Source organism: Brachybacterium avium, assembly GCF_002216795.1.
Taxonomy (GTDB): domain Bacteria; phylum Actinomycetota; class Actinomycetes; order Actinomycetales; family Dermabacteraceae; genus Brachybacterium; species Brachybacterium avium.
The window spans coordinates 1,148,438-1,161,255 of the sequence record NZ_CP022316.1; the positions used below are offsets into that span (position 1 = coordinate 1,148,438).

Sequence of the window (12,818 nt, forward strand, 5' to 3'; positions counted from 1 at the left end):
CTGCTCGGTACGATGGGGGCATGGCACACATCCTGTTCGTCGATGACGATGCCGACCTCGTCGAGCTGGTCTCGCTGCGGCTCCGCTCGTGCGGGCACGAGGTCACTGCGGTGGGCTCGGTCGACGCCGCGCGCAACGCCCTCGCCGCGCACAGCGACGTCGACCTGGTCGTGGTGGACCGCACGATGCCGGGCAGGTCCGGTGCGGATCTCCTCCGCGGCCTGCGCGCCGAGGGCTCCACGCCGCAGGTCCTGATGCTCACCGCACGCGACCGGGAGCACGGTCCCGAGGACGGCCGCACCCCCGGGGCGGAGGACTGCATGACCGAGCCCTTCACCCCCGACGAGCTCGCCACCCGGATCATCTCCCTGCTCGCGTGCTGATGATCGGAACGTCGTGCGGCTCCAGCACCGCTGCGCGCCTCCGCCCCTGGTCGGTGACGTCTCCCGACCCATGGCGAATCCCGAGCGACCATGGTCGAGATTCCGGGAGATCGCGTTGACCCGGGGCATCGGGAGGCCGACGGTGAGTGCATGACCTCCTCGCAGACCTCGCTTCACGGCCCCCGCACCCCAGTCCCGGCCGAACGCCGCCGCGTGCGCTGGCGCAGCGTCCTCGTGTTCGGCGCGGTGGCCTACGGGCTGTTCGCCCTGTGCGCGGCACCCTTCTGGGTGCTCGACGAAGGCATCACCCACCCGCTGTACACGCTGGTGATCGGCGCGGGCATGTTCGCGCCGACGATCGCCTCGGTCGTGGTCGCCAAGCTGGTGGATCGCACCTCGTGGCGGGACGCGGTGGGCCTGCGGTTCCGTGGACGCTGGAAGCGGATCCTGCTCTGGGCGCCCCTCGCGACGCTCCTCGTGCTCGCTCTCAACCTCGCCACTGCGGTGATCATGGTGCTGCGGGGCGTGCCCGGTGATCTGACCGGGAGCACCTGGGCCGCGGAGGTCTCCCGGTCCATGTCCGAGCAGGGGGCGGAGATGCCCACCGGGGCGGCGGTCGCCCTCGTCCTGGCCATCAGCGCGTTCGGTCTGCTGCTGACCGTGGTCCCCGCGCTCGGCGAGGAGATCGGATGGCGCGGCTGGCTCCGGCGCGAGCTGGCCCCGCTGGGTCCGTGGCCCGCGATCGTGCTCGGCGGCGCGATCTGGTCGCTGTGGCACCTGCCGGTCACCCTGATCGGCCACAACTACACCGGGCAGCCGCGCTGGGCGGCTGTGGCCATGTTCCTCCCCGCCAGCATCGCGCTGCACTACCTCTTCAGCGCGATCACCGAGCGGGCGGGAGGCAATCCGATCCCGGCCGCCTTCGCCCACGCGACGCTGAACTCGACCCTGGGCGTGGCGATCGGCGTGGTCGCCACGAGCGAGACGGCGAGCGAGCTGAACTGGTTCCTCGACACCCCGATGGGGCTCACCGGCATCGTCCTCATCGCCGCCACCGCCTTCGCGATCATGCCGCGCACCGGCCGGGGAGCCGGTCGCGGAGATCAGCAGAGGACGGCTCCCGAGGCCGGCTGATCCAGCTCCTCGCCGCGGACCTCGGGCCCGGCACCTCGCGGCGCCGGGCCCGACCGCAGCAGCTCCCGCCGGGTCACCCCACCACAGCGCCCGCCGCCTCCTGCGTCTCGTACAGCGCCTCCAGATCGAGCGGCTCCTGGTCCGCGTCGAGATCCAGCACCGGCAGCGGGCACTCGCCCAGGTCCTGGATCGCGAGCCGCTCACCGCCTGAGTTCATCGACTGGTGGGCGATGACGCCGGGCAGGGTGTACCGCGCGGCCTGCCAGGCGTTGACCATCGGCTGCATGCCGTCGGCCACCGCGCGGGCGAAGTCGTCCACCAGGAAGTGGTGGGCGCCCTCGTGACCGTTGGGCAGGCCCTGGAACTCTCTCGGCAGGCGCGCCTGGTGATGCACCTGCGCGGCGCCGGCGACGAAGGCGTCGCGCAGGGCCGGGGAGACGTCGGCCAGGCGCGGATCGTCCAGGCTCATGGTGGAGCCGGTGGCGATCAGGGAGGTCACGTCCAGCACCCGCTGCTTGTCGTGCCAGTAGGTGGTCTCGATGGTCTCCTCGAAGCTGGAGTCCTCACCGAAGAAGCGGAAGCGGGACTCGCGCTTGTGGCTGGGGTAGCCCACCCGACGCAGCTCGTTGGTGCGGAAGGCGCCGCCGTTGTCCATCCCGAACAGCGCGAAGGCGTTGGAGACGTCATTGCCGAACATCGAGACGTCCTTGTCGAACACGCCGTCGCCACGGGTATCGGGGCGCCCGAGCGCGGAGACCGAGGTGGCGTGCCGCTCCCCCAGCACGCCGAGGATGCCGCCGATGGAGTGGGTGGGGTACAGCAGCGGCGGGTAGGAGGCGGTGGCCTTCCAGTTCTCGCCGCCGGAGTACTTATAGGCGTCGTAGAAGCCGAGGTCCATGTCGTGGACGTAGTCACCCTCGGCGTAGAACACCTCGCCGAAGGCGCCGGTGCGGTGGATGCGGCGGGCCAGCACCACAGCGGCGTTGTACTGGCTGGTCTCGCCCATCATGTAGACCAGCCCCGTGCGCTGCACCTCCTCGGCGATCGCCCGGATCTCCTGCTCCTCGATGGCCATCGGCACGGCGGAGTAGACGTGCTTGCCCGCGCGCAGGGCGGCCAGGGCGTGCTCGCCGTGGGTCCAGCGCTGGGTGAAGATCGCGACCGCGTCGACGTCGGAGGCGAGCAGCTCCTCGAGGGTGTCGAAGCGCTTGTCGAAGCGCACCCCGCGCGCCTGGACCGCGTCGATCCGCTCGGCCACGGAGTCCACGGCGTAGAGCGCCTCGATCTCGGGGTGGGCGGCGAAGAGCTCTGCGAAGTGGGAGCCGAACTGGCCGATCCCGACGATGCCCAGCGTGAACGACATATTTCCTCCTTGAAATTAACTGACGGGGGAAACGCTACGCCAGGATTCCACCCAGCGGCAAGCCATCACGGGCAGCGGTTCATCGCTACAGCCGACGCCAGCGCCCGGAGCGCCAGACATCCCGCCAGGGCGGGACCTGGCTGCCCCGCGCCGCCATCCGCCGTCGCAGGTTCCGGCGCGAGATCAACATGCCCGCCACCCCGATCGCGAGCAGCGGCAGCTGCACCGCGAAGGCGAGGCGGAACGCCTCCAGGTCGTAGTTCCCGTCGGGCCGCAGCACGTCCAGCACCACTCCGATGAGCAGGATCGAGGTGAGCCCGCCGATGAAGCCGCCCATGATCACCACCCCGGTGGCGGTGCCGAGCCGGTGCCGGGCGAGGTCCGTGCGCGGGAAGTCGAAGCCGATGTTGCTGCCCGGGCCACCGATCGAGAAGCCGGAGACCAGCACAATGAGCAGCCAGATCGGGGCCGGCCCGGGCCAGAGCACCAGGGCGAGCAGCGGCACTACGATGGTGGCGACGATCAGCAGCACCAGGGTCGAGCGGCGCAGCGGGTGGCGCTGGGTGAGGGCGCCGATCAGCGGCCCGGCGACGACGGCGACCGCCACCAGCACGGTCATGATCGCGGAGGCGGCGGGCCGGCTGAGACCCTCCCCCGCGGTGAGGTACGGGTAGCCCCACATCATGGAGAAGGTGATGCCGGTGAACCCGGCGGTGTAGTGCGTGAAGAAGCCCAGCTGCGTGGAGGGGTGGCGGATGATCCGCGCGAGCACCAGCGGGATCCTGGTGAGGTCCTGCTTCACCCGGGGCCGCGGCATCCCGGGTGGCGTCGCTCGGACCACCAGCAGGGCCAGCAGCGCCGCGACCGCACTCACGGACGCGGCCGAGGAGAAGGCCGTGCCCCAGCCGGCCACCGTCAGCACTGCGACGAAGGGTACGGCCGAGGCGATCTGACCGACCTGGCCGAGGATCCCGGTGAGCTGGGTGAGGATCGGCACCCGCGAGGCCGGGAACCAGGCCGGGACCAGACGGACCGCGCTGGAGAAGGTCAGCGCATCGCCGGCGCCGAGGATGATGCGCGCCACCATCGCCACGCCCACGGTCTCGGTCTGGGCCATCAGCAGCTGCCCGGCACCCATCAGCAGGGCCCCGGCGACGAGGGTGACCCGGGAGCCGTAGCGGTCCAGCAGCAGCCCGGCCGGGATCTGGCAGATCGCGTAGACGGCCAGCTGCAGGACGACGAAGCTGGAGACGATGGTCGCGGAGGCGCCGAACCGTTCGGTGGCCTCGAGCCCGGCGACGCCCATGGTGGTGCGCTGCAGGACTGCGATCGAATAGGCGGTCACGGCGGCGATCCACACCACGTACGCCCGGGTCCCGCCCAGGGCAGGCAGGCGTGCGGCGGGCGTGCTCATGGGGGATCCTTCACGGAGGTCGGGGGCGACGTCGGGCAGTCGGACCGGACGCCTCGGGCGCCCTTCCCGCAGTGGCTGGGTCCCGACCTCCGTCGAGGCTAGCGGCGCGGGGCGCGGGGGCGGTAGTCGTGTCCACCCCTTGCCACGGCGCCTCTCGGGAGCGGTCAGCGCTCGCGCCAGGCCCCCGCGATCTCGATCAGCAGGTCGTTCGCCTCCTGCTCGGCGATGGTGGCGCGCACACCCTCGACGCCGTAGGCGCGCAGCACCAGCCCGCGGGCATCGGCGAACTCGGCGAACTCGGCGCTCTGCTCCCCCAGCGGGAAGTACACGAAGTTGCCTTCGCTCACAGGCAGCTGCCAGCCCTGCTCGGCGAGTGCGGCGAGCACCCGGGAGCGCTCGGCGCGGACCCACTCCGCGCGCCGCGCGAGCTCCTCCTGTGCCGCCGGCTCCAGGCTCGCCAGCGCCGCCGCCTGCGCGGGAACACTGGCCCCGAAGGGCACGGTGACCTGGCTGAGCGCGCGGGCCAGGCGGGGATGGGCGACGGCATAGCCGATCCGCAGCCCGGCCAGGCCCTGCAGCTTGGAGAAGGTGCGCAGCAGCACCACGTTGCCGTGGCGGCGGAAGAGCCCGGCGGTGCCGAGCACGGTGGCGGGGTCGTGGAACTCCCGGTAGGCCTCGTCGATCGCGACCACCACGTCCTCCGGGACGCGGCTGAGAAAATCCTCGACCTGGTCCGTGCTCAGCGAGGGCCCGGTGGGGTTGTTCGGGGTGCACAGCAGCACCAATCGGGTGCGCTCGGTGATCGCCGCCGCCATCGCCTCGAGATCGTGCTCGCCGTGCGCGGTGAGCGGGACCTGCACGGAGATTCCGCCGTGGGAGCCGACGAGGATCGGATACGCCTCGAAGGAGCGCCAGGCGAAGACCACCTCGTCACCTTCGCCCACCACGGCGCGCACCAGGTCGCCGGAGACGGCGACCGAGCCGGTGGACAGGGCGATCTGGGCGGGCTCCACCCCGTGCTTGCCCCCGAGTGCCTCGCGCAGCTGCAGTGCCGCCGCATCGGGGTAGCGGTTCGCGCCGTCGAGCGAGGCGACGGCAGCCGCGCGCACCGCGGCGATCGGCGAGAAGGGCGATTCATTCGAGGATGCCTTGAAGCGTCGCGCGCCGTCATCGGCGGCGGGCTTTCCGGGGACGTAGGCGGGCAGGTTCTCGAGCGCGGAGCGCAGGCGGACGTTCTCAGCGGGCTGGTCGGACATGCCGCCAGGGTATGCGGCGCGGGGCCGCGTCGGAGGCGGTTCCGTCAGCCGCGGGTGGAGGCATAGTGCCGGAGGTGGGGATACCCCCGATGCACCGCCCGACCGCGGTGAGGATAATGGGGCCATGAGATTCCTCGGACACATCATCGTCACCGGCCTCGCGCTGTGGGTCACCGCGCTGATCCTGCCCGGCATGCACCTGGGCGAGAACAGCGCGACCGCGCTCACCCAGGTCCTCACCATCGGGGCGATCGCGCTGATCCTGGCGCTGATCAACACGATCATCAAGCCGATCCTGGAGTTCCTCACCTTCCCCATCACCTGCGTGACCCTGGGCCTGTTCCAGCTGGTCATCAACACACTGATGCTGCTGCTGGCGAGCTGGGTCTCGGGCCTGTTCGACCTGACGCTCGAATTCGACAGCTTCTGGTGGGCGCTCGGGGCCGGCGTGATCATCGGCATCCTGTCCGCGATCGTCGAAGGCATCACCGGGCTCGGGGACGAACGCGGCAGCCGCAGCCGCTCGGTCGGTGAGTGAGAACGGCGAGTGACCTCTGCGGTCCGCGACGGGGACCTGATGTCCTGGAGCGCACCGCGTCTGGGAGAATGCTCCCCATGGCTCACTCCTTCGCGGACATCACCCCGCAGATCGCCCTGACCCCGCTCGACGGTCGCTACCGCGCACAGGTCGCGCCGCTGGCCGACCATCTCTCCGAGGCGGCGCTGAACCGCTCCCGCCTGGTGGTGGAGACCGAGTGGATGATCCACCTGCTCGATGGGCAGGTGATCCCCGGGCTGCGCACCCTCACCGGCGACGAGCGCGCCCTGCTGCGCGCGATCCCCGAGGACTTCGGCGCGGACGGCATCGCCGAGCACGCCGAGATCGAGCGGGAGACGGTCCACGACGTCAAGGCGATCGAGTACTTCATCAAGCGTCGCCTGGCCGGCACCTCGCTGGAACCGCTGGCCGAGGTGGTGCACATCTACTGCACCAGCGAGGACGTCAACAACCTCTCCTACGCCCTGATGGTCAAGGGTGCGGTGGAGCAGGTGTGGTTGCCGGCGCTGCGCGAGGTGATCGCGGATCTCACCGCGCTCGGGAAGGATGCGGCCGAGGTGCCGATGCTCTCGCGCACCCATGGCCAGCCCGCCACCCCCACCACCCTCGGCAAGGAGATCGCGGTCTTCGCCTACCGGCTGGGCCGGCAGGAGCGCCGCATCGCCGCCGATGAGATCCTCGGCAAGATCAACGGCGCGACCGGGACGTACGCAGCGCACGCCGTCTCGGTGCCCACGGCAGACTGGGAAGAGGTCTCGCGACGCTTCGTGGAGCACCTGGGGCTGACCTGGAACCCGCTGACCACGCAGATCGAATCCCACGACTGGCAGGCCGAGATCTACGCCGACGTGGCCCGCGCGGGCCGTATCCTGCACAACCTCGCCACCGACGTGTGGACCTACATCTCGCTGGGCTACTTCCGCCAGCGGCTGTCGGCCCAGGGCGGCACCGGCTCCTCGACGATGCCGCACAAGGTGAATCCGATCCGCTTCGAGAACGCCGAGGCGAACCTCGAGATCTCCGGCGCGCTGCTGGACTCGCTCGCCTCGACCCTGGTCACCACCCGCCTGCAGCGGGACCTCACCGACTCCACCACCCAGCGCAACATCGGCCCCGCGTTCGGGCACTCGCTGCTGGCGATCGCGAACCTCCGCAAGGGCCTGGCGGGCCTCGACGTGGACGCGGACGCGATGGCAGCGGATCTCGAGGGCAACTGGGAGGTGCTCGGCGAGGCGGTGCAGTCCGTGATGCGCACCCTCGGCGTGCAGGGCGTGCCGGGGTTGGACAACCCCTACGAGCGGCTGAAGGACCTCACCCGCGGCCACCGCGTGGACGGCGAGGGGATGCGCGAGTTCGTGCGCTCGCTGGGTCTGCCCGCGGCGGAGCAGGAGCGGCTGCTGGCGCTGAGCCCGCACAGCTACGTCGGCTACGCCGCGCAGCTCGTGGACCATCTGGACGAGACCAGCGCCTGAGCCGGTCCGTTGGCCCCGCCCCCTCAGCCGATGGCGCGGGGGCGGAGGTCGATGGTCGCCACGACCGCCTCGGCCGGGGCGCGCAGCGCGAAGCCGATCGCGGCGGCGACGGTGCCGGGGCGCAGGTACTTCTCCGTCTCGTAGGCACCGCTCTCCGCGGCCCGCAGCTCGTGCTGCATATCGGTGTCCACCCGGCCCGGATGCACCGAGCTGACCCGCACCCCGTGCGCGACCTCCTCCTGGCGCAGCGCATCGGTCCAGGCACGCAGCGCGAACTTCGAGGCGGAGTAGGCGCCGCGCTCCCCCTTCGCGTTGTACCCGGAGCCGGAGTTCACGGCGACGACCGTGCCGCGGGCCTCCCGCAGCGCGGGCAGCAGCAGCCGGGTCAGCTCCGAGACCGCGGTGACGTTGACCGCGAAGTTCTGTGCCCAGTCCGCGGCGCTCAGCTCCTCGACACTGCCGTTGACCAGGATGCCCGCGCAGTGCACCAGGCCTGCGAGCCCGCCGGGCAGGTCCAGGGCGGCCACTGCGGCGGCCGTCGCCACCTCATCGGTCAGCTCTGCGACGAAGGGCTCGGCCGAGGGCAGCTGCGCGGCGAGCTCGGCCAGCGCCTGCTCGTCGCGGCCGGCCAGGATCAGGTGATGGTCTGCGGCGAGCGCCTCGGCCGTGGCGCGGCCGATCCCGCGGTTCGCGCCGGTGATCAGGACGGCGGGACGGACGGAACGGGAGGTGGGCTGCTCGGTCGTCATGGCCCCGAGTCTGTCACGGCGCCGCGACGGCCACCGCTCAGGTGAGAACATGACGGGGTGGAGACGATGACACCGAGCAGGGCCTGGCTGCGCGCCGAGGTGCTGATCATCCTCGCGCTCTCGCTGGGGCGCAGCGCCGTGTACTCGCTGCTCTCCCTCGCCCAGGCCCTCGCAGCCGGGCCGCTGTCCGGGCAGTCCACCGCCCTGAACAACTCGCTGCGGGAGAACCCCTGGCTGGACCTGCTCTACCAGCTGCTGTCGATCGCCTTCACCCTCGCCCCGGTGGCGCTGGTGGTGCTGCTGCTGGCACTGACCGCAGGCTCGCTCCAGCAGGCACTGCGGGATCTGGGACTCGATCTCGGTCGGCCCCTGCGGGATCTGCTGCACGGCGTGCTGATCACCGCCGGGATCGGGGTGCCGGGACTGGCGGTCTACTACCTGGGCCGCCTGCTCGGGGCGACGGTCGAGGTGATCCCGGCGGCGCTTTCCACCCACTGGTGGACGCTGCCGGTGCTGGTGCTGCACGCGGTGAAGAACGCCGTGCTGGAGGAGGTGATCGTGGTGGGCTACCTGTTCCAGCGGCTCGAGAGGCTCGGCTGGTCTCCACGGCGGATCATCATCGTCTCCGCCGTGCTGCGCGGCGCGTACCACACCTATCAGGGGGTGGGCCCGGGGCTCGCGAACCTGGTGATGGGGCTGGTGTTCGGCGAGTGGTACCGCCGCACCCGGCGCACCCTGCCGCTGGTCATCGCCCACACCCTGCTCGATGTGTTCGCCTTCGTCGGGTACGCCCTGCTGCAGGGCGTGCTCTCCACCTGAGCCCCGGTGCGGAGCCCGGCGGGGTCAGAGGATGTACGCCTCACCCTCGCCGTCGGAGGTGATCGGCAGGCCCGACTCGAACCACTGATCCATGCCTCCGGAGACGTTGATGGCCTCGAAGCCGTTCGCGTTCAGCCACTGGCTGACCTGGAAGCTGCGGCCCCCGCTGCGGCACACGATGTACATCGGATCATCGGTCTCGGGCAGCTGGTCGAGATTCTCCATCAGCGTGCTCGCCGGGAGATGCTGGGCGTGCCCGGCATGGCCGGCGTCCCATTCGTTCTGCTCGCGCACATCGATCAGGTGCGCGCCCTCGGGGATGGCGTTCGGAGCGACGTTCTCAAGAGTCATGGCGTCAGCCTAACGCCGCCACCAGCTCGTGTGAGGGCCGACGGGCGGCCGGTCCGGGAAGGGACCGGCCGCCCGCCGTCGGCGCCGCAGCACCCCGGCGTCGCGAGGACGCCGACAACGGGGTGCCCGGTCAGGCGGCGCGCGTCGCGTACCGCCGCACCAGCGGCGAGGCCACCAGCACCGCGGCGATCACCAGCACATAGGCGCCGAGCACACCGGCCAGGTACTGCACGGCCATCCTCGGATCGCTGGGGGCACCGCCGAAGACCGTGGCGAGCACCAGCAGGGCGGTGCCGGTCGCGACGATCGAGCTCAGCACCACCGGCACCGCGATCTCCGCGAGACGGGCGCGGTGCAGCTGGCCCACCTCGGCGCCGGCGATGTGCTGGGCGCGCAGGCGGGGGGCCTGGTCGATCACTCGGGCGGTCTGCGTGACACCGGTGCCGACCGCGGCGAGCACCGCGGCGATCCCGAGAGTGAGCAGGCCACCGGTGGTCATGGCGGTGAACATCATCGCCTCCTCGGGATTCGTGGCCGCGCCGAGTGTGGCGATCATCGTCAGGAACCCGGCGATGACCAGGGCGAAGGTGATGCCCGAGACCGCACGCCAACCGGCCCGTGGATCGGCCGCCAGCCGCCGCGCCCCCACCATCAGCGAGGGGATGGGCGCGAGCCGGGCGAGCACCAGCGCGGTGACCCACACCAGGAACGGACCGACCACGTTGATCCCCGCCACGATCGCCGCGATGAACAGCACCATGATCGCGATCGCCGCCCCGGCGCCGTCCTCGCCCAGCAGCATCCCGCCGACATTCATGAACACCACGAAGCCGACGATCAGCGCCGCCCACAGCACCACCCGGAGCACGGACATCCGCACCACCCGGGAATCGCGGGCCACCCCCAGCGGGCTGAGGACCACCCCGGTGAGGGAGACGGCGGCGGAGCCCGCAGCGATCAGCACCAGCGCGAGGACCAGCACGGGATAGGCCCAGCCGGGCAGCAGCAGGTCAGTGACCGAGAAGGGGGTGATCCCGAAGTCGAGGCGGGTCAGCGCCGGGGTCGCCGCCAGATGGGCGCCGAGGCCGAGGAGCGCGCCGAGCAGCGACTGGGTGGCGACGTCGAGCACCGCCACCGAGCCGACCTGACCGCCGGTGCCGCCGACCAGGCGCATGGTGGCCAGGTCCCGCTCGCGCCGGGCCAGGGACAGCCGCGCGGCCGAGCCACCGAGGCCGACGGCGCTGGGCACCAGCAGCACGGAGGCGATGAGCGCGCAGATCGCGAGGAACGGCATGAGCGAGGCCTCGCCCGTCATGGGCACCTCTCCCGCGGGGATGCGGCCGACGAAGGCGGCGGCGCCGCCGAGCACGGTCGCGGTGATGGCGGTGGCCGCGGCGAAGGCGATCACCGGCAGCACGTCGGCGAGCGCCCCGCGGCGCCGCAGCAGCAGGGGCGCGGAGGCGAGCAGGGCGCTCATCGGTCCGCTCCGCTGGGGCCGGTCTCGGCGGCGGGGCGCACGAACTCCTGGGCGATCCGTCCGTCCTGCATGGTCACGGTGCGGCGGCAGGCCGCGGCGACCGTGCCGTCGTGCGTGACCATCACCAGGGCGGCGCCGGTGTCCCGGCAGGAATCGACCAGGATCGCCAGCACGGCCTGGCCGGTGGCCTGATCCAGCGCCCCGGTGGGCTCGTCCGCGAAGACCACCGAGGGCCGTCCGGCCAGCGCCCGGGCGATCGCCACCCGCTGTGCCTGCCCGCCGGAGAGCTGGGTGGGGCGGCGGTCGTGCATGCCGGACAGCCCCAGGCGGTCCAGCCAGGAGGCCGCCTCGGCGGTGGCGGCACGGCGGGAGGTGCCGCCGAGCATGCGCGGCAGGATCACGTTCTCCAGCGCGGTGAGCTCGGGCAGCAGCTGGCCGTCCTGGAAGACGAAGCCGAAGTCGCTGCGGCGCAGCCGGGTGCGGCGCCGGTCCCCCAGGCGCGCCAGGTCGGTGCCCTCGTGCAGCACGGTGCCGGTGGTGGGGGTGAGGATGCCGGCGAGGATGTGCAGCAGGGTGGTCTTGCCGCAGCCGGAGGGGCCCATCACGGCGAGTGAGTCGGCGCGGTCGAGGTCGAGGTCCACACCGTCCAGGGCACGGGTGGTGGTGCCTCCGGTCCCGTAGGTCATGAGCAGGCCGCGGGCCGACAGCACCGGGGACAGGGGGACCGTCCCGGGCTGGGCGAGGTGCGGGGACGGACCGGGATGGATGGGCGCGAGCGGGCTGATGTTCATGCCTCCCAGCCTCCGGCGCGGGGCCCCCGCCGCGCGTCCACCTACGGAGCGGTTCTGCCCGCTACGGGTCAGACCATGGTCTGACCCAGGCCTCCACCCGGACATGGCGCTCGAGTACGCAGCACGACGCGCTCGCCGGATCCCCCGATCCCGTTCAGGGGTGGGCCATAACGGGGGATCGGGCGGCGAGACCTGGCGTGTCGCCCGCTCCACCTCCGCGCCACGGCCTCGCGGCACGTCGCTCAGCCGAAGCGGCCGGAGATGTAGTCCTCGGTCTGCGTGTTCGTGGGATTGGTGAAGATGGTGTCGGTGTCATCGATCTCGATGAGGCGGCCGGGCCGGCCGGTGCCGGCGATGTTGAAGAAGCCGGTGCGATCCGAGACGCGGGAGGCCTGCTGCATGTTGTGGGTGACGATCACGATCGTGAACTCCTGCTTCAGCTCATGGATCAGGTCCTCGATCGCCAGCGTCGAGATCGGGTCCAGCGCCGAGCAGGGCTCGTCCATCAGCACCACCTCGGGCCGGACGGCGATCGTCCGCGCGATGCACAGCCGCTGCTGCTGCCCGCCGGACAGCCCCATGCCGGGCTTGTCCAGGCGATCCTTGACCTCGTTCCAGAGGTTCGCTCCGCGCAGTGCCCGCTCCATCAGCTCATCCGCCGCGGCCCGGGACATGCGGCGGTGGTTGAGCTTCACCCCGGCCAGGACGTTGTCCCGGATCGACATGGTCGGGAACGGGTTCGCCTTCTGGAACACCATGCCCACGCGGCGGCGCACGGTGACCGGGTCGACCCTGGGGTCGTAGATGTCCTCGCCGTTGATCTCGACCCGGCCCGTCGCGTACGCACCGGGGATCACCTCGTGCATGCGGTTCAGGGTGCGCAGGAAGGTCGACTTGCCGCAGCCGGAGGGACCGATGAGCGCGGTCACCGAGCGGGGCCGGAGCTGGACGTCGACGCCCTGTACGGCGAGGAAGTCCCCGTAGAAGATGTCGAGGTCCTCGACGTTGATGGGCTGAGGGGCGGCCATCGGGAGTCCTTTCATAACGGGT

Annotated in this window: 13 protein-coding genes; 5 read left to right on the top strand and 8 right to left on the bottom strand. The window is 71.5% G+C overall.

Features of this window, described 5'->3' with window-relative positions:
• The first annotated feature begins 20 nt into the window (after positions 1-20).
• Together CFK39_RS05280 and CFK39_RS05285 are read left to right on the top strand one after the other, a co-directional pair.
• Positions 21-383 (top strand): response regulator transcription factor, encoded by a 363-nt coding sequence (locus CFK39_RS05280; RefSeq protein WP_089064575.1) that lies wholly within the window; start codon positions 21-23, stop codon positions 381-383.
• Between the two features lie 150 nt (positions 384-533).
• Positions 534-1,517: a CPBP family intramembrane glutamic endopeptidase gene (locus CFK39_RS05285; RefSeq protein ID WP_157697073.1), complete on the top strand. Its 984-nt coding sequence runs from the start codon at positions 534-536 to the stop codon at positions 1,515-1,517.
• Between the two features lie 73 nt (positions 1,518-1,590).
• Here CFK39_RS05285 and CFK39_RS05290 read toward each other — a convergent pair whose 3' ends face one another.
• The 3 genes from CFK39_RS05290 to CFK39_RS05300 all read right to left on the bottom strand — a co-directional run bounded on the left by CFK39_RS05290 (position 1,591) and on the right by CFK39_RS05300 (position 5,550).
• On the bottom strand, positions 1,591-2,880 hold the full coding sequence (locus tag CFK39_RS05290; protein ID WP_089064577.1) for a Gfo/Idh/MocA family protein: 1,290 nt from the start codon (positions 2,878-2,880) through the stop codon (positions 1,591-1,593).
• An 85-nt stretch (positions 2,881-2,965) separates the two neighbouring features.
• Positions 2,966-4,294: an MFS transporter gene (locus tag CFK39_RS05295; RefSeq protein WP_089064578.1), complete on the bottom strand. Its 1,329-nt coding sequence runs from the start codon at positions 4,292-4,294 to the stop codon at positions 2,966-2,968.
• A 164-nt stretch (positions 4,295-4,458) separates the two neighbouring features.
• On the bottom strand, positions 4,459-5,550 hold the full coding sequence (locus tag CFK39_RS05300) for a histidinol-phosphate transaminase (protein ID WP_089064579.1): 1,092 nt from the start codon (positions 5,548-5,550) through the stop codon (positions 4,459-4,461).
• Between the two features lie 124 nt (positions 5,551-5,674).
• Between CFK39_RS05300 and CFK39_RS05305 the strand changes: the two genes are divergently transcribed.
• Both CFK39_RS05305 and purB read left to right on the top strand, forming a co-directional pair.
• Positions 5,675-6,088, top strand: a complete 414-nt coding sequence (locus CFK39_RS05305; RefSeq protein ID WP_089064580.1) for a phage holin family protein — start codon at positions 5,675-5,677, stop codon at positions 6,086-6,088.
• 77 nt (positions 6,089-6,165) lie between these two features.
• Entirely contained in the window at positions 6,166-7,581 is a 1,416-nt protein-coding gene (gene purB / locus CFK39_RS05310) for an adenylosuccinate lyase (protein ID WP_089064581.1), read from the top strand.
• 23 nt (positions 7,582-7,604) lie between these two features.
• Here purB and CFK39_RS05315 read toward each other — a convergent pair whose 3' ends face one another.
• A complete protein-coding gene (locus tag CFK39_RS05315) occupies positions 7,605-8,330 on the bottom strand; it encodes an SDR family oxidoreductase (RefSeq protein WP_089064582.1) in 726 nt (241 codons plus the stop codon).
• Between the two features lie 66 nt (positions 8,331-8,396).
• On the opposite strand from CFK39_RS05315, the gene CFK39_RS05320 reads away from it, so the two are divergent.
• Entirely contained in the window at positions 8,397-9,149 is a 753-nt protein-coding gene (locus CFK39_RS05320) for a CPBP family intramembrane glutamic endopeptidase (protein WP_157697074.1), read from the top strand.
• Positions 9,150-9,173: 24 nt separating this feature from the next.
• Here the strand turns inward: CFK39_RS05320 and CFK39_RS05325 are convergent, their stop codons facing one another.
• The 4 genes from CFK39_RS05325 to pstB form a co-directional block, all read right to left on the bottom strand.
• The gene (locus tag CFK39_RS05325; RefSeq protein WP_089064584.1) at positions 9,174-9,500 is read right to left on the bottom strand and encodes a rhodanese-like domain-containing protein; all 327 of its coding nucleotides are present in this window, start codon (positions 9,498-9,500) and stop codon (positions 9,174-9,176) included.
• 130 nt (positions 9,501-9,630) lie between these two features.
• A complete protein-coding gene (locus CFK39_RS05330) occupies positions 9,631-10,977 on the bottom strand; it encodes an FtsX-like permease family protein (RefSeq protein ID WP_089064585.1) in 1,347 nt (448 codons plus the stop codon).
• Positions 10,974-11,768 (bottom strand): ABC transporter ATP-binding protein, encoded by a 795-nt coding sequence (locus tag CFK39_RS05335; protein WP_089064586.1) that lies wholly within the window; start codon positions 11,766-11,768, stop codon positions 10,974-10,976. The genes CFK39_RS05330 and CFK39_RS05335 overlap by 4 nt, the downstream gene beginning before the upstream one ends.
• A gap of 242 nt (positions 11,769-12,010) precedes the next feature.
• Positions 12,011-12,796: a phosphate ABC transporter ATP-binding protein PstB gene (gene pstB / locus CFK39_RS05340; RefSeq protein WP_089064587.1), complete on the bottom strand. Its 786-nt coding sequence runs from the start codon at positions 12,794-12,796 to the stop codon at positions 12,011-12,013.
• Between the last annotated feature and the right edge of the window lie 22 nt (positions 12,797-12,818).

What these genes read in the sequence shown, in the direction of transcription:
- CFK39_RS05280 (WP_089064575.1), top strand. Translation starts at nt 21, where the DNA reads ATGGCACACATCCTGTTCGTCGATGACGATGCCGACCTCGTCGAGCTG.
- CFK39_RS05305 (WP_089064580.1), top strand. Translation starts at nt 5,675, where the DNA reads ATGAGATTCCTCGGACACATCATCGTCACCGGCCTCGCGCTGTGGGTC.
- CFK39_RS05285 (WP_157697073.1), top strand. Translation starts at nt 534, where the DNA reads ATGACCTCCTCGCAGACCTCGCTTCACGGCCCCCGCACCCCAGTCCCG.
- CFK39_RS05320 (WP_157697074.1), top strand. Translation starts at nt 8,397, where the DNA reads ATGACACCGAGCAGGGCCTGGCTGCGCGCCGAGGTGCTGATCATCCTC.
- CFK39_RS05335 (WP_089064586.1), bottom strand. Translation starts at nt 11,768, where the DNA reads ATGAACATCAGCCCGCTCGCGCCCATCCATCCCGGTCCGTCCCCGCAC.
- pstB (WP_089064587.1), bottom strand. Translation starts at nt 12,796, where the DNA reads ATGGCCGCCCCTCAGCCCATCAACGTCGAGGACCTCGACATCTTCTAC.
- CFK39_RS05290 (WP_089064577.1), bottom strand. Translation starts at nt 2,880, where the DNA reads ATGTCGTTCACGCTGGGCATCGTCGGGATCGGCCAGTTCGGCTCCCAC.
- CFK39_RS05315 (WP_089064582.1), bottom strand. Translation starts at nt 8,330, where the DNA reads ATGACGACCGAGCAGCCCACCTCCCGTTCCGTCCGTCCCGCCGTCCTG.
- CFK39_RS05330 (WP_089064585.1), bottom strand. Translation starts at nt 10,977, where the DNA reads ATGAGCGCCCTGCTCGCCTCCGCGCCCCTGCTGCTGCGGCGCCGCGGG.
- CFK39_RS05325 (WP_089064584.1), bottom strand. Translation starts at nt 9,500, where the DNA reads ATGACTCTTGAGAACGTCGCTCCGAACGCCATCCCCGAGGGCGCGCAC.
- purB (WP_089064581.1), top strand. Translation starts at nt 6,166, where the DNA reads ATGGCTCACTCCTTCGCGGACATCACCCCGCAGATCGCCCTGACCCCG.
- CFK39_RS05295 (WP_089064578.1), bottom strand. Translation starts at nt 4,294, where the DNA reads ATGAGCACGCCCGCCGCACGCCTGCCTGCCCTGGGCGGGACCCGGGCG.
- CFK39_RS05300 (WP_089064579.1), bottom strand. Translation starts at nt 5,550, where the DNA reads ATGTCCGACCAGCCCGCTGAGAACGTCCGCCTGCGCTCCGCGCTCGAG.